The sequence below is a fragment of the Methanoregula sp. genome (assembly GCF_052325125.1).
In the GTDB taxonomy this organism is placed as follows: Archaea; Halobacteriota; Methanomicrobia; order Methanomicrobiales; family Methanospirillaceae; genus Methanoregula.
The window spans coordinates 46007-69077 of the sequence record NZ_JBKQWO010000001.1 but is presented as its reverse complement, the minus strand read 5'-3'; the positions used below and the strand labels follow the sequence as shown (position 1 = coordinate 69077).

Sequence of the window (23071 nt, the reverse complement as noted above, 5' to 3'; positions counted from 1 at the left end):
GGGATCATCCAACGCCGGGATTCGTTTCCCCTGCGCCGGGTTCTGCATCCGGCATGAGCGTGACGGGTTCCCCGGCAAGGGCCTGCATAAATTCCCCGATACGGTAATAGTCCCAAAGCACCATGTCCCGGAACGCTGAAAGCGGGAGCACTCCTGCAAACTTCCATAAATCCGGGGATGGCAGCGGGAGGTACCCTGCGATCCCAGCCGGGGTGAGATGAGGTATCTTTCGGATCACCCCTGCAACCCTTTCCGCGGCACCGGTCTTTCCGGCACGCACGACCCGTACCCGTTCATCGTCGTACCTGACCTGGACCCGGCCGAGCAGGCCCTTTGCCAGATGCGCCAGAACCCGGTTGAACCGGCTGCCGTGAAAAGAATAGATGACCACCTCCTTTCCGCCAGTTCCCCGCTCCTCCCGGACAAAGATTCCCTGCCCACCGATCCCGGCAGGCAGAGTGCGGAGCGTTTCGCAAAGAGCCTCCGTCTCTCTCTCTCCAAGCGGCAGGGTGGTCCCGCCCCGGGCAACGATCTGCTGCACCGCACCGCAGATCACCGGGGAGAGTGCGGCCACCTCACCTGCTGTCCAGAAGATCCGGGACATGGTGCTTTTCCCGGTCCTGCCCGGCACCACCACCACGAGGTCGTGACTCTCGTCGCACCTGACCACCGACCAGGTCGTCCCCCCCAGGGAAAAATCACCCGGGTCAGAACGGTTCGCAAACCGGGCGTCAAGGCTCCCCACCACCTCGCCGTCCGGTGTCACCGCCCGGTACTCGCCTCCTCCGCGGATCACCGAATACAGCTCCCGGTAATTCGAACGCCCGAAGACCCTTTCAGCTTCTGTTCCCGGCATCAGCATCTCACCGTCCCCGGCCAGATACCCGGATGAAACCAGGTGATCGAGGATCCGATCCACATCCTCACTACAAAGGTGTGCAAATGCGGAGAATGCAAGGAGGTCACGGATGATCATGCTCCGGCCGGCCCGGGATGCGGAGAGGATGTACAGGAAGATCTGCTGGACAAACACGTTATAGGGTTTTGTCAGGGGCTTGAGGGATTCAACTTTTTTTTCCATGGCGCATTCGATCACCGCACAGCTGGTGAGGAGTTCCCCCGGATCGGAAAGGAGCCATGCGACAAACGCGGCCTGTTCCCGCCGGCCACTCCGGCCCATCCGCTGTAAAAACGAAGAGACCGAGTCCGGCGGACCGACCTGCACTACGATATCCAGATCCCCGATATCGATCCCGAGTTCCAGGGTACTTGTGCAAATGATGCACGCCCCCTCCCCGCCATGGAACGCCTCCTCGGCCTCTTTTTTTTTCGCAGGAGCAACCGATGAGTGGTGGACGTGCAGATTTTTTATCCGGCCGGCTGCTTCCTGCATAATCGTTTCTGCCGCGCTCCGGCTGTTGACAAAGACGAGCGCTTTTTTCCCGGCAACAAGTCCTGCGAGCGCATCGATCCGGCGGGCCGGGTCCGGCTCTATGACAAACCGGAACTTTTTTGCGGTTGCCGGCGCAGGGACAACAACGAGCTGGCGGGTGTGGCAACCGCCCGAGAGCCACGCGAGGATCTCCTCCGGGTTCCCGACTGTTGCCGAGAGCCCTATGCGCTGTACCGGGGCCCGTGCGATCCGGTCGAGACGGTCGAGAAGGATAGTGAGGTGGGCGCCCCGTTCCGACTCCACGAACGCGTGCAGTTCGTCCACGATGACGTACCGAAGGTTCGCGAGGTCAACGCCATGCCTTCTTTCGTGCAGGAGCACTTCGAGCGACTCCGGGGTGATCAGCAGGAACTGCGGGGCTTCGTCCGCATTCCACCCCCTCTCACCTTTCGGGACATCCCCATGCCACTTTGCAACGGAAAGGCCGGTGGGTCGGCAGAACGCGGCGATACGCTCTTCCTGATCGTTGATGAGTGCCTTCAAAGGCGACAGGTAAAGGCAGGCAACCCCTTTCGTGCCGGATTTCAGGATATCGTCCAGCACCGGGATCAGGGCGGCCTCGGACTTTCCCCCGGCGGTCGGCGCAATGACGAGCACGTCACTTCCCGCGTGTATTGCCGTATATGCCTGCTCCTGCACTTCGCGGAGCTCGCACCAGCCCAGCCGTTCAGCGAGCACGGCCCGGAGGGACTCGTGCAGGCTGGAGAATACCGATCGCCTGTTCGTAGTACTCCATTGTGCCGTGCGTCTTATGGTCTTTTGGGGACGTCCGCAACCGGTTCCGGCGGTGGTGGAGAATATGAAAATTGTTATATACCATTATATTCATAAAACCGGTCGGTAACACTATGCAGGTGCAACGGGTCTGTTCAAATGCAATAAGGGCAGCCCGGTTTTTCTTTTTCTTCGGTTTTAGTTAGGGGATCCGCTGAAGGTTCCCCGTGTATTGTTGTGGCGTAGAGGTTACCCGAGGTTTTCGCTATGCTTGTGCTTGGAATTCCCGACCCGCAGATATGGATGGGCTATGGACTTGCCATCGGTTTTACGCTGGCGTGTATTGTGTACGGCTTACTGAACTGGAACAAGGGGAGTAACAACGATGGCAGTTGACGCGTTCATGATGGCTGTGCTCGTCATCATCTACCTTGCCATCACCCTGCTGATTGGTTATGCCGGCTATAAAAAAACGAAAACAACTGACGATTACCTGGTCGCCGGGCGGAGCAGCCATCCGTTTATTATCGCCCTTTCCTACGGTGCGACCTTTATCTCCACGTCTGCCATCGTAGGCTTCGGCGGACAGGCAGCAAACCTGGGGATGGGGCTCATCTGGCTGACCGTATTAAACATCGGTCTCGGTATCCTGATTGCATTTGTGTTCTTCGGGAAAAAGACCCGGGAGATTGGGCAGCGTCTTTCCGCCGTCACCTTCCCGGACCTGATGTGTAAGGTGTACCGTTCCCCGCTCCTCCAGTATATCAGCGGGTTTATCATTGTCATCTCCATGCCGCTCTACACGGCGGCAATCCTGATTGGCGGCGCCCGTTTTATCGAGCCGACACTTGGCATCAGCTACACCAGTTCGCTTTTGATCTTTGCCTTCATTACTGCAGTCTACGTAATCTTCGGCGGGCTTATCGCGGTCATGTACACCGATGCCTTTCAGGGTGCGATTATGTTCATCGGGATGTCGGTCCTTCTGGTACTCACGTACATTCTGGTCGGGGGAGTGACGGCCGGGAACACGGCGCTCTCGAACATGGCGGACCTTGTCCCCAAGGCGCTCGCCGGCCAGGGGATGACCGGCTGGACATCGATGCCGCTGCTCGGTTCACCTATCTGGTACACGCTGGTCACCACGATTGTGCTCGGCGTCGGGATCGGGGTGCTCGCCCAGCCGCAGCTGGTGGTCCGGTTCATGACCGCAAAGGACAACCGGTCGCTCAACCGGGCGGTGTTGATCGGCGGGATCTTTATCCTGATGATGACCGGTGTTGCGTTCACCGTGGGAGCGCTCTCGAACGTCTACTTCTTCCAGCATGGCGGGCAGATCGCCATCGATGCTGCCGGGGGGAATGTGGACTCGATCATACCGGTCTTCATCAACGATGCGATGCCGGATATCTTTGTCGCCCTCTTTATGCTCACGCTCCTTGCCGCCGCAATGTCGACGCTCTCCTCGCTCTACCACGCGATGGGTACGGCGCTTATCTGTGATCTCTGGGGCCGGGGCAGGGAATGCGCCCTCTCACTGCGCAATAACCAGTACGGCATCATCCTGATGATGGTAGCCTCGACCCTACTTGCATTCGCGCTCCCCATATCCATCATCGCCCGGGCAACGGCGATGTTCATGGGGCTGTGTGCTGCTGCGTTCCTCCCTGCATTCGCAGTCGGGATTTACGCGAAACGGCCATCCACCCGGGCCGCAATCGCGAGCATGGTCTCCGGGGCAGTGATCTGGTTTGCGTGGACGGCGTTTATTCACACGGCCGAGGCAAAACCGCTCGGGCTCTGCCAGGCGATCTTCGGCACGCCGGCGCTCCTGCCCCTCCCGTGGTCGGTGATCGACCCGCTGGTGATCGCCCTGCCCGTCTCGCTTGTGGTGATGTTCGTTCTCCAGAAACAGTATGAACAACATATTCCCCCCGCGCCGGCCGTGCAGGCCCCGGCCGAATGAAAAAGAACAAAATTCTGCACTTTTTTTTAAGAAAACCTTTTTTGGTTGCAGGGTGGACTAGATAACTATGGAACTCGCGCAGAAGAAATGCACAACCTATAAACCCGGCTCGCCACCCATCACCCGCAAGGATACGGTGGAGATCTTAAAAGAAGTGCCCGGCTGGTCGCTCGAAAACGGGCACCTGACGCGCACGTTCACGTTCGAGGACAGCGAGAGATCCATCGAATTCCTCAACGATGTGCTGACGATGTCGACCGAAGAGGGGCACATCCCCGATCTTGCCATGCGGGAGGGAAAGTTCGTGGACGTGGGATATTACACGTACCCGGCCGGCGGCCTGACCCTCAACGATTTCATCATGGCCGCAAAGATCAACGAGCGCCGGTATAACGAATAAGGCCGGGTGAGGCGGGCTTTTTTTCGGGATGCGCTGTCATCCCCTTTTTTACCCGGATTGCCACCGGTGCGTTCCGGTGGGGATACACGTCCAATCACTCACCACGGGAAAAATCGAGCCCTTATTTGGGCCTAATTAGTTCCTTTTTAGGGCACAATAACCCTATTAATTCAGCAAACGGACGATGAAGTGAGGGTTTCTGAAAACAATAGGCCCCCTTTTTTGTGATTTCGTCCCCCAATATCTCCCGGACCGTACAATCGGGCCTTAAATCATGGAGATCCGGATTGCTCTCTCCTCGGGAATATCCGCTCCGCTGCTACCCTCCACCACGTGAGTCAGGGATATAGAATCTGAGGATATTAAGCAGATTTTCTGTGCTGCAAAAATCCCAAAAAAATTACTGATACTCCGGCGGCTGCACCTTCTGCGGTAACCCACCCTTGAAGTGCTGCTGGATCTTGCCGTAATAGTCCCGGAGGTTGTCGTTCATGGTCGGGTGCACCTTCTTCTGGGCCTCCGAAAAGTGCTGCGGCGTCACGGTCGCGGCATCTTCCCGCAGCGCAAACATCCCGGCCTCGCGGCAGAGCGCTTCGAGATCTGCGCCGACAAAGCCCTCAGTGATCTGCGCAAGGGTTGTAACGTGGCCATTCCGGGCCGGGTCCTCGAACGTAAGGTTCTTCTCCTGCATCAGGTCAACCAGCCTCCGCCGCCTCGCACCCTTCGAAGGCTTTGCATTCGCATGTTTTATGGTGGCTTTTACAATTTCTGCAGTAATTTTTGCATCTCTTCCCAGTTTCTCGACCAACTCACTCAGGGCATCTTTAGTGTAACCTTCAGTCAAGTCGAGAATCATTTCGAACGTCTGATCCTCGAACGTGAGATTCCTCTCACGCATTAGATCGAACAGCCTTCGCCGTCTCTCACCCTTCAATTTTTTTGCTTCTTCATCTATTTCCTTTATCGCAGCTTTTATGGTTTCTGCGGAAATTTTTGTATTTTTTCTCTTTTCTGCATCTTTTTCCAGTTTTTCAACGAGTTCAGCCAGCGTGTCCTCATTGAACCCTTCGGTCATCCCCACGATATCTTCGAGCGCCGAGCCTTCGAGCGGCATGTATCTCGTATGAATTCCGATAATCTTCCGGCGATCATCCAAGGTCGGTTCGCCGATGTACACGAGCCGGTCGAAACGGCCGGCCCGCAGGAGCGCCGGGTCCACGATGTCCGGGCGGTTGGTCGCGCCCATGATCACGACATCCTTAAGCTCCTCGAGGCCATCCATCTCGGTTAAGATCTGGTTGAGCACGTTGTCAATCACGTGCGAGTCGCTCGAGGTCCCCCGTGCCGGGGCAAGCGCATCGATCTCGTCAAAGAAGATGATGGAGGGCGATACCTGCCGGGCCTTCTTGAAGATCTCGCGCACTGCCCGTTCGCTCTCACCCACCCACTTGGAGAGGAGCTGCGGCCCCCGTACCGGGATGAAATTGGCGCCGCTCTCGCTTGCCACCGCCTTTGCGATCAGTGTCTTGCCCGTCCCCGGCGGGCCGTAGAGCAGCACGCCCCGGGGCGGCACGATCCCGAGCTCGTCGAACCGGTCATGGTGGGTCAGGGGATACTCGACTGCCTCGCGGACTTCGGTCTTTGCCGCGTCAAGGCCACCGACAGTGTCCCATTTTACGTGCGAGACCTCGAGCATCACTTCGCGCATCGCGCTCGGGCCCACGTCACGCTGGGCACTCCTGAAATCAGCGGCAAGCACCTTGAGTTTGTCAAGGGTTTCCTGATCGATCTCCTCCTTGTCGAGATCGAGATCGGGCAGGTACCGGCGCAGGGCCCGGATCGCCGCCTCGCGGGCAAGTGCGGCAAGGTCTGCCCCCACAAATCCGTGGGTCTGCTGGCCGAGTACATTCAGGCTCACGTCCTCTGCCAGTGGCATGCCCCGGGTGTGGATCTTCAGGATCTCGATCCGATCCGGTTCGCCCGGCACACCGATCTCGATCTCCCGGTCGAAACGGCCGGGCCGGCGCAGGGCAGCGTCGATCGCATCGACCCGGTTCGTGGCACCGATGACGACGACCTGCCCGCGCTCTTCGAGGCCGTCCATCATGGTCAGGAGCTGGGCAACGACCCGGCGCTCGACCTCCCCGGTCACTTCCTCCCGCCGGGGCGCAATCGAGTCCAGTTCATCGATAAAAATGATCGAGGGCGCGTTCTCCCGCGCCTCTTCGAAAACCTCGCGCAGGCGCTGCTCGCTCTCGCCATAATATTTCGAGATAACCTCGGGACCCGCGATCGAGATGAAGTGCGCACCGCTCTCGCTTGCCACCGCCTTTGCAATCAGGGTCTTCCCGGTCCCCGGCGGGCCGTAGAGGAGCACGCCCTTGGGCGGCTCGATCCCCAGTTTCTGAAAGAGCTCCGGGTGCCGGAGGGGCAGCTCTATCGTCTCGCGGAGCCGCTGGAGCTCATCTTTCAAGCCCCCGATATCCTCGTACGAGAACCGTTTGACCCCCTCGAACCCCGCGGCCGGCTTGTCGGAGAACTCGACCGAGGTGTTCTTGGTGATGATCACGGCCTCCTCGGGCTCGATCTCGACGACCTTGAACGCGACGATCTGCGGCTGGACAAACGGCAGGCCCAGCATGATGGGGATAGAATCGTTTTTCACGACCGGGAAATCCAGGAGGCCGTTTATCACGTGTGGGTTATTGGCAATAGGTATTTTCTTGGGGAGATCTTCGGGAGGGGCGAGCACAACCCGTTTTGCCTCGATCTCTTCTGAGAGCGTCGATATCTTGACGGTGTCCCCGATGCTCACTCCGGCATTCATCCGGGTAAAGTTGTCGATCCGGATCTTGCGCTGGTTCCAGTCCTCGACAAGGGAACGCCACACTTTTGCCACGGTCCGGCGCTTCCCCTCGATTACCACGAGATCCCCTGGTGAAATTTTCAGAAGGAGCATGGTTTCAGGGTCGAGTCTCGCTTTTCCCCCGCCCTGGTCGCCGGGATACGCGGAATCGACTTTCAGTTGCACTTCAGGCATTACCTTAAAGGTCATATACGCAGGGATTTATAAGTACTGTAAATGCGAGTCCTTGTTTTTGACCCGTTCCACGGCGCAGCAGGGGACATGATTACAGCCGCCCTGCTCGATTGCGGAGCCGACCGGGAACGCGTCGTTGCCGCGATGCAGGCCGTTGTCACGGAGCCAACGATCGAAACCGTGAACCGGGCCGGCATCCGGGCCACGAGAGTGCATACCCACGCCACCCCGGAACACCGGTCGCTTTCCGATGTATACAAGCGGCTCGATGATGCAAGCCCCGTTGTGCCTCCCGAAGTGCTTGCGATGGCCCGCCGGGTCTTTTCGCGGCTCAACGCGGCAGAAGAGGAAGTTCACGGGAGCCATGTCCACTTCCACGAAGTCGGGGCCGATGATGCAATCGCCGATGTGATCGGTGCCTGTACCGCTCTCTTTACGCTCCGGGTCGATGGCGTCGCGGTGCTGCCGCTTGCACTGGGGTCGGGCACGGTTACCGGATCGCACGGCACCATACCTCTCCCGGCTCCTGCGACGGTGGCTATCCTTAAAGGATCGGGACTTGTGGCCATAAAGGGGAACGATGAAGGGGAGCTCTGCACACCGACCGGTGCCGCCCTGCTCGCGGAATTTTCCTCGCTTGGGCCGGCCGATCCCGGCGGGTATACGATACGGGCCGTCGGTTACGGGGCCGGGAGCCGGGACACGCCGCATTCCCCCAACGTGCTCCGGGCGATGGTGGTGGACACGACCGGTGCGCTGCCGCAGGATACAGTCGACCTCCTTGAAACGAACGTAGACGATGTGAGCGGGGAAGTGATCGGAGAGGCGCTGGCACGGTTCATGGCCGCCGGGGCGCGGGATGCGAGCGCGACACCAATTATCATGAAAAAAGGCAGGCCGGGATACCTTGTTACCGTTATCGCCCTCCCTGAAACGAGTGCTGCCCTCGCACGGCTCATGGCACGCGAACTGGGTACGCTCGGGATCCGGTGCATCCCGGCCATCCACCGGTTTATCGCAGAGCGCACAACGGCAGAAGTCGACGTGGAGATACAGGGATACAGGAAACACATGCCGGTGAAATGCGGGTGGATGGACGGGCATATCTACACGTACAAGGCCGAGTTCGATGCCGCACGTAACTGGGCGGCGGAACTGGATCTGCCGGTGCGCGATATGCTCCTCGCCGCACAGAAAGCAGCAGAAAAACAGGCAGACAAACTTCAACCGCGGGAACGACCGGGTGACCGATGAAGACCGACCGGCGCAGCAGCGGCAACGCGGCCCTCGACCGCCTGCTCGGCGGCGGGCTCGAACTCCGCACCCTCACCCAGATTTACGGTGGCCCGGCAAGCGGCAAAAGTACGCTCTGCACAGTTGCCGCCGTCTCCTGCCTGAGGGCAGGCGGATCGGTTATTTTCATCGATTCCGAAGGCTTCTCGATCGAGCGGTTCCGGCAGGTTGCTGGCAGCGATACCGAGACTATCGCAGACCGGCTCTTTCTCTTTGAACCCGTCGACTTCGAACAGCAGGGCAGTATGATTGTTGAAGCGGATAAAGTTTTTAAGCAGCACAAGCCCGGGCTGCTCATCCTGGACTCGGCAACTGCACTCTACCGGACTGACCTTGAGAAAGGCAGGGACGCCATGCAGATGCTCACCCGGCAGATGCTCCAGCTCCTCGGGTACGCAAAACGGTATGAACCGGCAGTTCTCATCACCAACCAGGTCTACATGGACACCACGAGAAATACGTTTGCCGGCCTTGGCGGGACCTCGCTCGAACACATATCGAAGGCCATCATCCGGCTGGACCGGCTCGAGGCGCCCGGGTGGCGGCGGGCGACGCTCGTCAAGCACCGGTCCCGTCCTGAGGGCACCTCGTTCGACTTCGAGATCGTGGAAGACGGGATCCGGGCGCGGGAATAACCGGACGATCGACCCACTTCTCTATCTGGCAATAATGTCGGATTATTAATATCCACCCACACAGATATTATTCCGCCCATGGTGCTGATACAGCAGACCGCCGAGCGAATCCGGGAGGTCCTCAAGAAAAACCCGCAGGGTCTGAGCATCACCGATATTGTACGTGAGGTCGGCGTAAACCGGAACACGGCCGGGAGATACCTCGAAAAACTGCTCCTCTCCGGGCAGGTGGAGATGCGCCATTTCGGAATGGCCAAAATTTATTCGCTCGCAAACCGCGTTCCGGTCTCCGCGGTACTCTCCATCTCCTCGGAGCTCATCCTGCAGCTGGACAGCAGCACCCGGATCGTTTTCATCAACGACGCGTTCGCACGCTTCCTGACCGCCCCGATAAACGAGCTGACCGGAAAAAATATCGAGTACTCGCCGCTGGTGACGGCATTCGACGACCTCTTCCCTGATTTCCTGGCCCGGGTCAAAACGGGGCTGGAGGGCATCGAGTGGCAGGGGGAACTGGGACCGGCCCGGGGCGGCGTGATCTTCTCGTGCCGGATTGCGCCGACTGCCCTCGACCACGGGCAGAAAGGCGTCTCGGTCATCCTTGAAGATATCACGGATCGGAAACGGGCTGATGAAGCCTTGCGGGAGAGCGAAGAAAAATTCCGGCGTATTTTTGAAGACGGACCGCTTGGCATGACCCTCATCGACTGCAATTTCCGGTTCTCCCTGGTCAACCGGACATTCTGCGAGATGCTGGGGTATACCGGAGACGAGCTGGCCGGAAAATCATTTGCGGACGTAACGCATCCCGCTCACATCCTCCGGAACAAGGAAAAAATGCGCCTCCTCCATACCGGGAAGATTCCCCTTATCCGGGATGAAAAGCAGTACCTCCGGAAAGACGGATCTGTGCTCTGGGCATCGGTCACCGTGACCCCCCTCAGGGACCGGAAAAACCGGGTTACCTCATCGATCTCCATTGTGGAGGATATCACCGATCGGAAGCAGGCAGAGATGCAGCTTCGGGAAAGTGAGCAAAAATTCCGGGAGTTCGCAGACTTCCTGCCGCAATCGGTCTGGGCATGCGATCTCTCCGGCAACCTGATCTTCGCTAACCGGGGGAGTTTTTCAATGTACCGGTATAACCCTGACGATTTTGAGAGAAATCTGACCATCTGGCAGGTGATATCCCCGGGGGACCGGTCGATAATATCTGCCCTGATTGCCGAGGCGTTGTCAAAACCCATCGACCAGTTCCCCGCGACCGTGGAATATACTGCACTGCGCAAAGACGGGAGCACATTCCCGATAAAAACCTATGTCGCCCCGGTCATCAGCGATGGCGTAATTACCGGCCTGAGGGGGATCGGCATTGACATGACCGATCAAAAGCGTACTGAGGAGGCGCTCCAGGAGAGCGAGGACCGGTTCCGGCGGGTGTTCGAAGACGGACCTCTCGGAATGGTGATCGTGGACAGCGACCACCGGTTTGTCTCGGTGAACCGGATGTGCTGCGAAATGTTCGGCTATTCGGAACAGGATCTGCTGGGAAAAACAATCGAGAAGGTCACCCACCCGGACCACAATGACCAAGATGCCGCCGAGATGCAAAAGCTCTATGCGGGTACGATCTCACGGTACCGCACGCGGAAGCGGTACATCAGGAAGGACGGTTCCGTGATCTGGGGTTCACTGACCGTCAGCCCGCTGAGGGACCGGACGGGAAAAATCGTCTCCACGATGGGGCTGGTAGAAGAGATCGCGGACCAGAGTGAGACCGGGGTAAAAGAGGGTTCATAAAACCGTCACCGATAAGCCGGTGCCCGGGCTATTGTCCGCGCCCGGGCGATCCGCATCCCAAAGGACCTCGGCCTTCCGGCTGCCGCCCCGAAACGGGCGCTGACCGTCAGTCCGCTCATGGACCACCGGGAAGGCCGCATTGCGTCGACACTCTCTCTTGTCGAAGATATAACGAAGTGGAAACAGACCGGGAAATGAGCGGGGCGATCAGGAATGCCAGAGAGCCGGCAGAATGCAGGATCGTTCCCCTGAAATGAACGGATTTTCTTACCTGCAGGTCACTTTCACCCCCCGCCCGCCGCCTCCTTAAATGATGCGCCCGTCAAATGGGCGTATATGCCCGGAAGCGGGGAAAAACTGGCAAAATTGACTTCCGGCAGCCAGTACGATGTCTGCATGCCGGGAGAATGCATGCAGATGCTCGCCTCGGGTGCCTGCATCACGTACAACCAGAACGCGGGCGGCTGCAACCGGATGCTCAAGGTGCTCCTCCACGGAAGCTGTTCGTACGATTGCGCATACTGCTCTGTCCGGCTCGACCGGTCGCGGCTCGCATTTGCGCCCCGCGAACTTGCCGCAATGTTCCTTGCACTGTACCAGAAAAACCTTGCCGGAGGCCTCTTTCTCACCTCAGGGATACCGTATGACACCGATGATGTGATGGGAGAACTCATCGAAACTGCCCGGATTCTCCGGAACGGGGGATACCCCGGGTACCTGCACCTGAAGATCCTGCCCGGGGCCCGGCGGGAGGATATCCGCGAGGCGGCGCGGTTCGCGGACCGGATCAGCCTCAATGTAGAGACAACCGGGGAGAGCCGGCTCCGTAACCTCTCCGGGATCAAAGACTATACCGGTGATATTCTGAAACGGCTCGACTGGATCGCAGAGGCTGCACCCGGACGGCACACCACGCAGCTCGTGATCGGGGCGGCAGGAGAAACCGACAGGGAGATCTTCGACTGTGTCACCTCACTCTACGAACAGGTGCTTCCCTCGCGGATCTATTATTCGGCCTTCCGGGCGCTGCCAAAAACCCGGCTGGCCTCACGGGAAAGCACGCCAGCCTGGCGATCACGCCGCTGGTACCAGCTGGATCATCTCATCCGGGAGTACGGTTTTTCCAGGACTGAACTGCAGCCCCTGATGGACGAGAACAACACACTCCCCAATGACGACCCTAAGGCACTCCTTGCCCGCGGGCGGGAACCGGTCGATCCCAACTCTGCATCGTTCGACGATCTCATCCACGTCCCCGGAATCGGGACGGTCACCGCACACGCCATTCTGCAGGCCCGGGAACGCCGTACGATCCGGACACCCCGGGATCTTGGCGTTTCGGCTTCCTGCCTGAAACGGGCGCTGCCCTATCTCGCATTTTCCGGTGCAGCCCGGCAGGCAACTCTCGCAGGATTCCGGTAAGGACCGGCGGGCTAAAAAGAGAGTTAATAGCTGATCCGGCCGGAATAGACCGTGACGGCAGGGCCTTCCATCTTCACGCCGTCCCTAAAAGAGATCGTGAGGGGGCCGCCCCTGGTCTCGACATGGATCGTATCCTTCATGTGGCCGAGCCGGCGCACGACTGCCGCAGATGCGGTTGCACCGGTCCCGCAGGAGAGTGTCTCTTCCTCTACACCGCGCTCGAACGTCCGGATTCGCAGGGAGTCGTCACCAGTCTTCTCGACAAAATTCACGTTTGCGCCTTCGGGAAAAGTTGTATGGTGCCGGATGAGCGGGGCGGCCGCACCGATATCGACGCTGTCGACCGAATCAGCCAGGACCACCGCATGGGGAACACCGGTATTTACCGCGTAGACCTCGAACTCCCCGATTCGCTCGTGGTATTCACCATCCCCGGTGGCAGGGATCTCCTTTTTCTCAAATTTCGGCTCGGGCATGCTGATGGTCGCAGTAAACTCCTCGTCAGTATACCGGGCCGAAACCCCGACTGTCCCGGCCGGGGTCTCGACCGTAAAGGTTTCTTCCACATACCCGGCATCGGATGCATATTTGGCAAGGCACCGGACACCGTTGCCGCACATCTCCGCCTCGCTCTCATCCGGCTGGAAGATGCGCATCCTGATGTTGCAGGTTGTGGATTTTGAGAGATACAGGACACCGTCCGCCCCGATCCCGAACCTCCGGTCGCAGTAAAGAGCGGCAAACTGCGCTTTCATTTCATCGGGAATAGCCGTCTTCTCATATTCATCGATGAGTACGAAATCGTTGCCGTTTCCGTGCAGTTTGGTAAAAGGTATCTCCATCTCGCTTCCTCTGGTTTATGATGCTCTTCTCATTGGCCGGGTTTGCCGGTGCAGCCCGATTGGTGGTGATAATTCCTAAGGTTTTTTCGTCAATAAACGCATCGGCATACTGAAACAGGATATAACGTGTTCATTCCCCATTGAGACCTGCCGTCCCGAAAGTGGTATGGAACTCATCGATTCCCCACCCGAGGTAATCCCTGATGATGACATAGGCCATCTGCGGCGGGATCGCCCCCTTCTCGGTCACGATCATGTCGATATACTCAGCGGGAGTGACATCGAAGGCCGGGTTCCGGACAGTGATGTGAGGAAGCGTCCGGGCGATCTCGTCCGGGAGGACTTCGCTTCCGGCCCGCTCCTCGATTTTTATCAGTTCTCCGAGGATCGTGCGGGGCGCAAACTTGTAGGTCTCCGCGGCCACGATCACGTTGACACGGGCCTCCCGGGCGGAGTGGGCGACCTGGGCGGTTCCGATCTTGTTGACCACCGCACCGTTCACGGTTACCGCATCGGCTCCGACGATCACCAGATCAATATCGTTGATAAAGGACCTGACAGCGGAGTCCACGATAAAATTTGTTCGTATGCCCTCGTCGTTCAGGGTACGGATCGTAATGAGTCCCTGGTTCCTTGGCCGCACTTCCGTAGCAAAGACCTCGATCTCCTTTCCCTGTCGGTGCGCCACGGTGATGCACGCGAGTGCGACCTCTGAGTTGCAGTGAGTGAGGATCGTATCGCCGTCGCGGATATGGCTTGCCCCGAACTGCGCGATCCGATCCACCGCATGCTGCGACGAGCTGATGAACTCATCGGCGCGCCGGACCACCCCGGCCCGCGCCTCTTCTGCGGTCGTCGCATGGTCAAGGCCGGCCATGACGATGTGGACCGCGTTGGGGAGCGACACCGCTGTCGGGCGGGTGGCAAGGAGCGTCGCGGCTGCCTGCTCCATCTCCCGCCGGAACGCATCGGGGGCCGTGGCCCGGACCGCGAGCGCATGATCCCGGAGCGCTTCTGCGACGGCCCGTGCGATCCTTCCCGCCCCCCTGATTTCCATGCTCTTTATCTTGTCTGCAGTTTCAGGTACGATCATCAGCATCACTGATTCAATGGAGAGGGGAACCTACATAGAGTTTATTACCGGGTGAAACGATGACGACAGCCGTGGTTTTCGATAGTGCCGGGACGCTTCTTTCCACCTACCGCGTCGCAAAAGACATCGAACGGCAGGTACTTATGCCCGGGATCGAGACGACGACCCTCACCTTCACGTCGCTGGAACGTGTCCTGATCGTTCTGCCGGTCCATTCCAAGCATATCATCGCAACCCCGCCGGATATGCTGCTCTCCGCCTACCTGGTGGATAACGAGATCGGGTTTGGAATCAGCTGTACCCGCAAGATCACGACCGCGGAGGAGATCGGCGATATGCTGTATACCGACACCCGGGCGCGTGTCGGCGACCTCCAGGAGTGCATCCGTAACGTCTGGGGCGTCTGCAGGGACGAAACGATGCTCACGCTCAACAGCGGCGCCATCCTCAACATGGCACAAAAGGCCGTAGAGTTCACCATAACGGCGGGTGGATGGCCGTTTGAAGGCGCAAAGGAGACGATCACCGCACTGCACCGGATGGGCGTGCCCACGTTTATTGCGTCCGGTGATCGTTCAACCAAACTGGAGATCATGGCCGATCACCTTGGCATCCCCCGCGACCGGGTCTACGGGGTGGCGACGCCTTCGGTCAAGGCTCAGATTGTCTCGGATCTCAAAAATGAGTACGACCGGGTCGTCATGGTTGGCGACGGGATAAACGATCTCTGTGCGTTTACGAAAGCCGATACCGCTATCCTTACGGTGCAGCAGCCCGCTAACCGTCCTGAGGAACTCTTCAGGGCCGCCGATTACGTGATCACTCACGTTCGGGATGTGCTGCCCATAATCGGGACGCTGATAAGGCATCCCGGCACTTCCCGATCGTGACGACAGCGCGCATCATATAAAAGGTAATATGACACCAGTATCACATTAGGTATAAGGGAATTATGAAGGCTCCATTGATCACGGTCGACAACATCTGTATGGATTTTGACGGCACGCATGCCCTCAGAAATATCTCATTCGAGATCGCCGAAGGGGAGATCCTGGGGGTTATTGGGAGGAGCGGCGCCGGCAAAACCGTTCTTATCCACCTGATGCGGGGGGTGGAACAGCCGCCCACAAGTGGCAGGATTATCTACCATGTGTCGGCATGCCCCTCCTGCGATTATATGGACGTGGCAAGCGCAGCCGGGAAGCCCTGCCCGCACTGCGGCGGCATGCTTGCGGCACTCGATGTGGATCTCTGGAATGAGACAAACGAGGCGCTGAAAAGGCGGGTCATGCGCCGCACGGCGATTATGTTCCAGCGGACCTTTGCCCTGTACGGCGATGACCGCGTGATCGAGAATGTTCTTCACGCACTCGATGACATCGATTACCCGCAGGAGAAGGCGATCAACCGTGCAGCCGATCTCATCGACCAAGTCAGGCTCTCCCACCGGATGATGCATATCGCCCGTGACCTCTCGGGTGGCGAAAAGCAGCGTGTGGTGCTCGCCCGGCAGCTTGCAAAAGAGCCGTTTTTACTCTTTGCTGACGAGCCGACCGGCACGCTCGATCCAGGGACCGCAAAGATCGTCCACTCGATGCTCACTGAGGCGGCAAAGACCAATAATATGGGCATGGTGGTTACTTCCCACTTCTCGCAGGTGATCGAGGATGTGGCCAGCCGTGCCATCCTGCTCGTCGACGGCTCCATTGCAAAAATAGGATTGCCCAAAGACGTCATTGGCGAGTTCATGAAGGGCTGCGACGATTCGGAGACCTTCGAACACACGGAGGCGGGCGAAAAGATCGTGGGGGCGCGGGATCTTACCAAGCGCTATATCTCAGTCGACCGGGGAGTCGTCAAAGCTGTCAACGGCGTCACGTTCGACGTGTATACCAAGGAGATCTTCGGCATCATAGGAAAGAGCGGGGCAGGAAAAACAACGCTCTCCAGGATCATCGCCGGCCTCATAGAACCCACGAGCGGGGAGATCAACGTCAGGATTGGCGAGGAATGGGTGGACATGACCAAGCCCGGCATCGATCAACGGGGCCGGGCCAAGGAGTACATCGGACTGTTGCACCAGGAGTACGACCTCTACCCCCACCGCACCGTGCTCGATAACCTCACGGATGCGATCGGCCTTGAGTTCCCCAAGGAACTGGCCATGCGAAAGGCCGTAGTCACGTTAAAGATGGCCGGATTTTCCGAAGAGAAAAGTAAAGAGATCCTCGATCGCATGCCGGGCCAGCTCTCTGAGGGAGAGCGCCACCGTGTCGCCCTTGCGCAGGTCCTGATCCGGGAACCCAAGATCGTGATTCTCGACGAACCGACCGGTACCATGGACCCGATAACAAAGATCGATGTCAAGCATTCCATCATGCATTCCCGGGACGAGATTGACGAGACTTTCATTGTTGTCTCGCATGACATGGAATTCGTACGCGAGGTCTGCGACCGGATTGCCCTGATGCGGGGTGGAAAGATCGTCGAAATGGGTAAAACTGCCGATGTACTTGCATACCTGACCGAAGATGAACGCAGGATCATGAGCCAGAGCCAGCCTCCAGCGTGAGTGGCGCACATGATCCGTGTTCACCTTGACGGGGAGATCCGTGAAGAAAGCGAGGGGAGCACGCTTGGCTCCCTCATCCCAGGGCATCCTGCCGGATGTGCTGTCGCCATTATCCGGCCTGCGACAAAGGAGCAGGAGAAAACCCAAAGTGTCACGGTCACTACGACTGCCGGGGAGATCACCCTCGAACTGGCCGGACGTGAAGTGGATATTCTTGAACAGCCGGAGGCTGCCGGAACGCTTTCCCTTCACTGGACGGACCGGTACGCGGCCGCATTCGGGCCTTTTCCCTCTGGCATCCGCCCGGAGCGCAAACCCAGGCTCTACGACAGGGGCGATCTGATTCTCGGATGCGGCGGCTACAACCCGAAGACCTCATACCTGATTTTTTCAAAAACCCGTCATGTCGCGGATCATGGCGCCGACGAAACCGGCGGCGTGGCCGGCCGGGTCGTAAGCGGGAAGGCCGTGCTCGACCGGTGGGCAACCGGTGACAGAGTCATAAAAATTGAACCGGTGATCAGCTGGGCAGACACCAGCCGATCCTTTACCACTACCGACAAAAACCTCGTTCTCGAAGACGGGATGCTCATCGTGACCCGTGTCGAGGTGACCGCACAGGGGTATGTCCCGGAACGGATCACGACTGAGGCGGCCGGAAGCGTCGAGCACCTGCTCGTTGCCCTCCAGTCCGGGAAGTTTGCAGTCGGGCGGGCGACAAGCACACACATCCTTGACCAGAAACTCGTCGGGACTGAGGTGCCGGCGCAGTTCAAGCGCCCCCGTCGTGAGGGCACGGTAACGGTACGCACGGGAGGGCCTTCTGTCGGCGGGGTGTATATCTACCGCGCGGACGTCCCCAGCAGTCCTGCCCACAGCGTAGTCGGGCAGGTCGTACACGGGATCGAACTGGTAAAACTTGCAAAAGAGGGAGATCTCCTCTCTATCCATGTGGTCCCCCCACGCATTGACCTTCTCGGCCTGCCGCTCGCAGAGGCACAGAAGCTGGCGAAGGACCGGGGGATCAATCTCGTAATCGACACCGAAGGTACAGACCGGATCATCGTGTCACAGGAGCCCGGAACGACGCTGGATGTACTCAGCGAACGTTCAGCAAAAGTAACGACAGCGCCCTTTGAAAAAGTGATCGATATCGTTCTTGACGATGTACGGGCCCCTAAAAGCTGCGAGGTGTTCCGCAGGATCACCGGTCTTGCCGACCACGATGCCGGCATGATGCCGTCGTTCTTTGTCTTCGACGACGTGTATCTTTTCAAACCGAAAATCCCGACATCCGTCAGGATCAATCCGGAGAACTGTCCCACCGGTGAGGTTCCCGCTGCAGCCCTCGCCATCACCAACGATTCCCGGAAAGGAGCCGGCCTTGTGGGGGCGCGGTTATCAGCAAACCGGGAGTTTGGCCCGACATCGGAGCCGTTTGAAGGCACTAATATCATCGGGCGCGTGATCGATACGGACAAGCTAAAAGAAGTAAAGGAGCGGCAGACGGTGTATATCCGCGAGGTGAAGCAATGACTGACTACAGTCCGGCAAACGTCGGGACCGTGACCCGGTACGTGGTGGTGGAATCCTACAAGGTGACCCCGGCAGATGTCGCGACCCGGGCGTACGAAGTGGCAAAGGGAGTAATGATCAAGGAGACCTGTTTTGGCCTCGTTATCATGGGAACAGAAGAGGAGGTCAACCGGGTTATAGCCGAAGCAAGGAAGATGGACCCGGCTTATATCTTTGTCAAGGACCGGGGATTCCCGCCGGGAGATGCCCGGAGGTGCCGGGCGACGCTCGGGGGCGCACGGCCCGGGTTCCACGGGATCGAGTACGAGATGACCATCCTCCCTTACATCTCCCACGCCATCGAAGAGCTCGGTCACCGCGATGCCGCGACTGTTCCGGCGCCGGAAGCCGCGCAGACTGCACCCCGCCTGGACGTATACACCTTAAAGAAACTGATCGATGCACAGGAGCCCTGACAATGGCAAAAATATTCATCTACCCCGCAACGAGCCTGATCCTCTCCGATATGGTGACCCGGTTCGGGCACACCCCGCTTGGTTCCGCGATCGCCATCCGTGAACGCGTCCAGACCGCCGGACTTGAGTCAGCACCGCTCCAGATCACCCCGGAAGATCCCAAGAAAGGGCTTCGCTGGGCAGCCGTGGAAGTCCCCAGCGGTGTGCGCGGACGCATGTCCCTCTACGGTCCGATGATTGAGGAATGCGACGCCGCGATCATCATCAACAATGCCGACCTCGCGTTCGGCTGCATGGGCTGCGCTCGTACCAACGAGCTCCTGAAGTTTTTAATCCGGCAAAAAGACATGCCCAGACTCGAGCTGGAGTACCCGAAAAACGAGGCGGAGGGGACGCAGTTTGTCGCCGCGATCAAACGGTTCCTGACCGATCTGGGGGCAAAACCATGACCGCGCCGGTACGCATCGCCCAGCTCTCCTGCGGGCCGGACTACTCGGGCGTGCAGGAGGAGATAAACAGTGCAGCAAAATCCGTCAATGGCGAGATCTTCTTCCCGGACGTCGCGCTCAAGGATATTATACGGGACTTTGATGCATTCGGCCTTGAAGTCAGGAGCCCCGATTTGAAACTCGCCATATCCCGGGCGATAGCGCTGGTCGACGGCCGTGTTGACGCCGACGCGATCTTTATTGCGACCTGTTTCCGGTGCGCCGAGGCCGCGATCGTGCGAAACGAGCTCAGGCGGTATATCCTCGAGCATTCGAAGCTTCCGGTCGTCAGTTACTCGTTTACCGAGCGTACGACCGCGGGAACGCTCCTCACCCGTATGGAAGCGCTCACGACGATTGCCCGGAGGAGGGCGCTTCTCGCCCGGGAGGTCCAGGAGGGGATCACGCTCGGGATCGATTCCGGGTCCTCGACCACAAAAGCCGTGGTGATGAAGGACAACAAGATCATCGGCACCGGCTGGCAGCCGACCACCGAGGTGCTCAAGTGTGCACGCGAAGTCGTCGAACACGCCCTTACCGAAGCGGGAATGAAAATTGAGGATGTCCAGGCAATCGGCACCACCGGCTATGGGCGCTTTTTGGTCGGAAAAGATTTCAACGCCGACCTCGTCCAGGAAGAACTGACCGTAAACTCGAAAGGGGCGGTCTACCTCGCCAATAAGCAGCACGGACCCGCGACCGTGATCGATATCGGTGGCATGGACAACAAGGCGATAACCGTCATGGACGGTATCCCGGGCACATTTACGATGGGTGGGATCTGTGCCGGGGCCAGTGGCCGGTTTCTGGAGATGACGGCGAAGCGTCTCGGGGTCGATATCACGGAACTCGGACCGCTTGCGATGAAAGGCATGGGCGGCCGGGTGCCCATGAACAGTTACTGTATCGTGTTTGGCACCCAGAGCCTCGTGAACGCCCTCGCGGCCGGCAGCACCCGGCAGGACGTGGCGGCAGCCGCCTGCCACAGTGTCGCCGAACAGGTCTTCGAGCAGCAGCTCCAGGAAGTGGACATCAAGGAGCCCGTGATTATGGTCGGCGGCACCTCGCTTATCGAGGGGCTGGTGCACGCGATGGGAGAACTCCTCAAAATAAAAATCGTCGTCCCGCCGCACTCGCAGTACATCGGTGCGGTCGGTTCGGCGCTGCTGGCATCAGGGTTTATTAAGGACGGGACAGATGCAGGCCATTGAGTACTTTGAAGTGGAATGCACGGAAAAACTGGGCGGCGAGTACTACCGGCAGATCACCAACGACGTCCTCCTCGACCACAACCTCCTGCGGGTGATCCACAAGATCCATGTCTACATCGACCCGAAAGTCCCCATCTTTGTAGCGGTCGGGATCCTCAAAAAAGTCGCCACCCTTGTCCGGGTGGGTGACATCGCCAACGTTAACCCGCAAGAAGGGAAGATGACACTCGCGATCTCTGATGAGACCTATCTCGCACCGATGCTCAGGATCTTCTGGGACCGGTTCGGGAATGACCACGTCGACCAGCCGGACCGGTTCACGGTCATCCTGACCGGGATCACCGTCAGTGCCCGGGAGATTGAGGAAATGGCGATTGCCGATCCCAGCCAGTCGCTGTACAAGGATCTCGTCTACGCTCTCAGGTGCATCTGTCCGGAAGGGTTCCGGGTCAGGAGCGAGAACTACGGTGCCGAGAAGTTCTCGTTTGTGGCAAGCGAGGACACTCTGACCGACACCGGAGAGGCACTTGTCCGCGAGAAATTTGCACTTATGGGTGAGGCGCCATGATCCTTGTCCCGATTACGTACCGGGGTGGGATTTACCGGCACAACGAGATCATCGACCTCATAGAGGATCTCGGGGGGTACATCGTCCAGAAGCATATGATCGCGCAGGAAGTCGTGCTCCAGTGTTTCGTGCCAAAGGACGACGTGGAACTGATCCGGGCGATCGGAAAGCCGCTTGCCGGGGAAGTGACCGACTCGCCGCTCGTCGGTACCGAGATCGCGGTCGTGAGCATGAGCCTTGAGATCCACCACCTGCCGCACCCGTCCTGCGATATCGCCGAGTACGTCCGCCGGCTCGGTGCCAAAAGCAACATGATAGGGATGGCGCGGGGCCCGGGAAAGAGGATCGCGGGCCTGAACGACGAGGAGCGCGACGTCATCAACGAGCACGATATCGCGGTGTACCTGCTCGGGAATTTTGAGACCTGCATCGAACACAAGATGCCGGTGCTGCTCCGGGGGATAGAAGTGCCGGTCGTGCTCTGCGGCGGCCCGGACAAAGAGGTGCTCCAGCGTATCGTAGAGCCAAAGGTGGACGGGTACGTGGGAAACGTCGGACGTTTCATGCACCGGACAAAAGAGTCCGAAGAACTCACGAAACTTGACGAGATTATCGCGGAGATCACACGGGTTCTCTCGAAACGCCGGGAGGAACTCGCCAAGGATCCGCTCTCGGTCTCCCCGGCCCGGCTCATGGACGTCATCCGCGAGCGGGTGCCGGCCATTCTTGCGGTTACTTCGCCGACCCCCCTTACGGTGCAGATGTCAGGCCTGCGGGTGAAACTGCCGTACGATACCTATGCCGAGGTGCTCCGGAAGACCGAGATCGAGGACGGCATAAAGATTGGCGACATCGCGGACATCGAACCTTCGCGCATGCGGGATTATATTATCCTGAGGGTCAGGCCGTTCTCGGAGACAAACACGGTGATATAGGAGGATATCATGGGACGCAGACAGGAGGACGAGTTTGAGGACCGGCTGAGGCAGATTGTCGAACAGGGCGCTGACGCCACGGCCGAAAAATGGCTTAAGGTGATCGAGAACGAGTACGGCAGGGTGCCGCTGATCTTCAAGCGCATGGGGGAGCGGCCCGAAGTCCTCATCTCCCATCTCCTCTACAAAGGTACCGTGGCGGAAACCAGCCGGCTCGATCCCAAGTACGTGGAACTCATCAGCATGGCAGTCGGGGCGGCTTTAAAATGTCCTTACTGCACGAGTTATCACATGCAGGCAGCAATAAAAATGGGTGCGACCAGGGAGGAGATCCTTGAAGTGATCCTGCTCTCGGGTATGATCGCAAACTCATCGGTGCTCGCCAATGCCTACCGGGTTGTCGACGAGAAACTGGAGAAATGTTTCCCCTGTGATGTAAAAGCGGTGGAGCAGAAAAAGGCCCCCGGCAAAAAGAAGGCCGGGACTGCCCGTACGAAGAAGTGAGAGACAGTTTTTTTTTCCTTACTGGGTAGTCCCTGAATACTTCAGGGGCTTGCCTTGTTTTTTCCGGGAGACTTCCCGGGATTTTCGATGGTTATCCCAACGGTTTTTTCCGCGTGAACATTCCGGCCCGGTAATTTCCGGGAC

Annotated in this window: 20 protein-coding genes; 16 read left to right on the top strand and 4 right to left on the bottom strand. The window is 58.7% G+C overall.

From position 1 onward, the window contains the following. Nucleotides 1-4: 4 nt before the first annotated feature. Nucleotides 5-2131, bottom strand: a complete 2127-nt coding sequence (locus ACLQMU_RS00325; RefSeq protein WP_422150608.1) for a DEAD/DEAH box helicase — start codon at nt 2129-2131, stop codon at nt 5-7. 303 nt (nt 2132-2434) lie between these two features. On the opposite strand from ACLQMU_RS00325, the gene ACLQMU_RS00320 reads away from it, so the two are divergent. The 3 genes from ACLQMU_RS00320 to ACLQMU_RS00310 all read left to right on the top strand — a co-directional run bounded on the left by ACLQMU_RS00320 (nt 2435) and on the right by ACLQMU_RS00310 (nt 4533). Further along, nucleotides 2435-2563, top strand: a complete 129-nt coding sequence (locus ACLQMU_RS00320) for a symporter small accessory protein (RefSeq protein WP_422150607.1) — start codon at nt 2435-2437, stop codon at nt 2561-2563. After that, nucleotides 2553-4133 (top strand): sodium:solute symporter family protein, encoded by a 1581-nt coding sequence (locus tag ACLQMU_RS00315; protein ID WP_422150606.1) that lies wholly within the window; start codon nt 2553-2555, stop codon nt 4131-4133. Before ACLQMU_RS00320 ends, ACLQMU_RS00315 begins: the two co-directional genes overlap by 11 nt. A 67-nt stretch (nt 4134-4200) precedes the next feature. Next, nucleotides 4201-4533 carry a 4a-hydroxytetrahydrobiopterin dehydratase gene (locus ACLQMU_RS00310; protein ID WP_422150605.1) on the top strand — a complete coding sequence of 111 codons (333 nt, stop codon included), beginning with the start codon at nt 4201-4203 and terminating at the stop codon, nt 4531-4533. 400 nt (nt 4534-4933) lie between these two features. Here ACLQMU_RS00310 and ACLQMU_RS00305 read toward each other — a convergent pair whose 3' ends face one another. Beyond that, entirely contained in the window at nt 4934-7573 is a 2640-nt protein-coding gene (locus ACLQMU_RS00305) for a CDC48 family AAA ATPase (protein ID WP_423988096.1), read from the bottom strand. Between the two features lie 42 nt (nt 7574-7615). On the opposite strand from ACLQMU_RS00305, the gene larC reads away from it, so the two are divergent. The 4 genes from larC (at nt 7616) to ACLQMU_RS00285 (ending at nt 12723) form a co-directional block, all read left to right on the top strand. Next, complete coding sequence (gene larC / locus ACLQMU_RS00300) at nt 7616-8827, top strand: nickel pincer cofactor biosynthesis protein LarC (RefSeq protein WP_422150603.1); 1212 nt, start codon at nt 7616-7618, stop codon at nt 8825-8827. Next, a complete protein-coding gene (gene radB / locus ACLQMU_RS00295) occupies nt 8824-9501 on the top strand; it encodes a DNA repair and recombination protein RadB (protein ID WP_422150602.1) in 678 nt (225 codons plus the stop codon). Before larC ends, radB begins: the two co-directional genes overlap by 4 nt. 78 nt (nt 9502-9579) lie before the next feature. Beyond that, a complete protein-coding gene (locus tag ACLQMU_RS00290) occupies nt 9580-11301 on the top strand; it encodes a PAS domain S-box protein (protein ID WP_422150601.1) in 1722 nt (573 codons plus the stop codon). 336 nt (nt 11302-11637) lie between these two features. Then, nucleotides 11638-12723, top strand: a complete 1086-nt coding sequence (locus ACLQMU_RS00285; protein WP_422150600.1) for a radical SAM protein — start codon at nt 11638-11640, stop codon at nt 12721-12723. A 23-nt stretch (nt 12724-12746) separates the two neighbouring features. Here the strand turns inward: ACLQMU_RS00285 and dapF are convergent, their stop codons facing one another. Together dapF and ACLQMU_RS00275 are read right to left on the bottom strand one after the other, a co-directional pair. Further along, the gene (gene dapF / locus ACLQMU_RS00280; RefSeq protein WP_422150599.1) at nt 12747-13565 is read right to left on the bottom strand and encodes a diaminopimelate epimerase; all 819 of its coding nucleotides are present in this window, start codon (nt 13563-13565) and stop codon (nt 12747-12749) included. 130 nt (nt 13566-13695) lie between these two features. Next, complete coding sequence (locus tag ACLQMU_RS00275) at nt 13696-14658, bottom strand: ribose 1,5-bisphosphate isomerase (protein ID WP_422150639.1); 963 nt, start codon at nt 14656-14658, stop codon at nt 13696-13698. Between the two features lie 59 nt (nt 14659-14717). On the opposite strand from ACLQMU_RS00275, the gene ACLQMU_RS00270 reads away from it, so the two are divergent. From ACLQMU_RS00270 to ACLQMU_RS00230, 9 genes are all read left to right on the top strand, one after another. Next, the gene (locus ACLQMU_RS00270; RefSeq protein ID WP_422150598.1) at nt 14718-15548 is read left to right on the top strand and encodes an HAD family hydrolase; all 831 of its coding nucleotides are present in this window, start codon (nt 14718-14720) and stop codon (nt 15546-15548) included. 62 nt (nt 15549-15610) lie between these two features. Beyond that, a complete protein-coding gene (gene atwA, locus ACLQMU_RS00265) occupies nt 15611-17230 on the top strand; it encodes a methyl coenzyme M reductase system, component A2 (protein ID WP_422150597.1) in 1620 nt (539 codons plus the stop codon). A gap of 9 nt (nt 17231-17239) precedes the next feature. Beyond that, nucleotides 17240-18766: a methyl-coenzyme M reductase-associated protein Mmp3 gene (gene mmp3 / locus ACLQMU_RS00260; protein ID WP_422150596.1), complete on the top strand. Its 1527-nt coding sequence runs from the start codon at nt 17240-17242 to the stop codon at nt 18764-18766. Continuing rightward, nucleotides 18763-19221 (top strand): methanogenesis marker 6 protein, encoded by a 459-nt coding sequence (locus ACLQMU_RS00255; protein WP_422150595.1) that lies wholly within the window; start codon nt 18763-18765, stop codon nt 19219-19221. Before mmp3 ends, ACLQMU_RS00255 begins: the two co-directional genes overlap by 4 nt. A 2-nt stretch (nt 19222-19223) precedes the next feature. Beyond that, entirely contained in the window at nt 19224-19670 is a 447-nt protein-coding gene (locus ACLQMU_RS00250; RefSeq protein ID WP_422150594.1) for a methanogenesis marker 5 protein, read from the top strand. Then, nucleotides 19667-20920, top strand: coding sequence for a methanogenesis marker 15 protein (locus tag ACLQMU_RS00245; protein ID WP_422150593.1), 1254 nt, complete (start codon nt 19667-19669; stop codon nt 20918-20920). Before ACLQMU_RS00250 ends, ACLQMU_RS00245 begins: the two co-directional genes overlap by 4 nt. After that, nucleotides 20907-21488, top strand: coding sequence for a methanogenesis marker 17 protein (locus ACLQMU_RS00240; protein WP_422150592.1), 582 nt, complete (start codon nt 20907-20909; stop codon nt 21486-21488). Before ACLQMU_RS00245 ends, ACLQMU_RS00240 begins: the two co-directional genes overlap by 14 nt. After that, the gene (locus ACLQMU_RS00235; protein WP_422150591.1) at nt 21485-22423 is read left to right on the top strand and encodes a methanogenesis marker 7 protein; all 939 of its coding nucleotides are present in this window, start codon (nt 21485-21487) and stop codon (nt 22421-22423) included. The genes ACLQMU_RS00240 and ACLQMU_RS00235 overlap by 4 nt, the downstream gene beginning before the upstream one ends. A 9-nt stretch (nt 22424-22432) precedes the next feature. Next, a complete protein-coding gene (locus ACLQMU_RS00230; RefSeq protein WP_422150590.1) occupies nt 22433-22927 on the top strand; it encodes a carboxymuconolactone decarboxylase family protein in 495 nt (164 codons plus the stop codon). Nucleotides 22928-23071: the final 144 nt, after the last annotated feature.

Coding starts and splice junctions, on each gene's coding strand:
- ACLQMU_RS00230 (WP_422150590.1), top strand. CDS start 22,433: ATGGGACGCAGACAGGAGGACGAGTTTGAGGACCGGCTGAGGCAGATT.
- larC (WP_422150603.1), top strand. CDS start 7,616: ATGCGAGTCCTTGTTTTTGACCCGTTCCACGGCGCAGCAGGGGACATG.
- ACLQMU_RS00240 (WP_422150592.1), top strand. CDS start 20,907: ATGCAGGCCATTGAGTACTTTGAAGTGGAATGCACGGAAAAACTGGGC.
- ACLQMU_RS00250 (WP_422150594.1), top strand. CDS start 19,224: ATGGCAAAAATATTCATCTACCCCGCAACGAGCCTGATCCTCTCCGAT.
- ACLQMU_RS00245 (WP_422150593.1), top strand. CDS start 19,667: ATGACCGCGCCGGTACGCATCGCCCAGCTCTCCTGCGGGCCGGACTAC.
- ACLQMU_RS00305 (WP_423988096.1), bottom strand. CDS start 7,573: ATGCCTGAAGTGCAACTGAAAGTCGATTCCGCGTATCCCGGCGACCAG.
- radB (WP_422150602.1), top strand. CDS start 8,824: ATGAAGACCGACCGGCGCAGCAGCGGCAACGCGGCCCTCGACCGCCTG.
- ACLQMU_RS00290 (WP_422150601.1), top strand. CDS start 9,580: ATGGTGCTGATACAGCAGACCGCCGAGCGAATCCGGGAGGTCCTCAAG.
- ACLQMU_RS00285 (WP_422150600.1), top strand. CDS start 11,638: ATGCCCGGAAGCGGGGAAAAACTGGCAAAATTGACTTCCGGCAGCCAG.
- ACLQMU_RS00275 (WP_422150639.1), bottom strand. CDS start 14,658: ATGATCGTACCTGAAACTGCAGACAAGATAAAGAGCATGGAAATCAGG.
- dapF (WP_422150599.1), bottom strand. CDS start 13,565: ATGGAGATACCTTTTACCAAACTGCACGGAAACGGCAACGATTTCGTA.
- mmp3 (WP_422150596.1), top strand. CDS start 17,240: ATGATCCGTGTTCACCTTGACGGGGAGATCCGTGAAGAAAGCGAGGGG.
- ACLQMU_RS00270 (WP_422150598.1), top strand. CDS start 14,718: ATGACGACAGCCGTGGTTTTCGATAGTGCCGGGACGCTTCTTTCCACC.
- ACLQMU_RS00235 (WP_422150591.1), top strand. CDS start 21,485: ATGATCCTTGTCCCGATTACGTACCGGGGTGGGATTTACCGGCACAAC.
- ACLQMU_RS00310 (WP_422150605.1), top strand. CDS start 4,201: ATGGAACTCGCGCAGAAGAAATGCACAACCTATAAACCCGGCTCGCCA.
- ACLQMU_RS00255 (WP_422150595.1), top strand. CDS start 18,763: ATGACTGACTACAGTCCGGCAAACGTCGGGACCGTGACCCGGTACGTG.
- ACLQMU_RS00320 (WP_422150607.1), top strand. CDS start 2,435: ATGCTTGTGCTTGGAATTCCCGACCCGCAGATATGGATGGGCTATGGA.
- ACLQMU_RS00315 (WP_422150606.1), top strand. CDS start 2,553: ATGGCAGTTGACGCGTTCATGATGGCTGTGCTCGTCATCATCTACCTT.
- atwA (WP_422150597.1), top strand. CDS start 15,611: ATGAAGGCTCCATTGATCACGGTCGACAACATCTGTATGGATTTTGAC.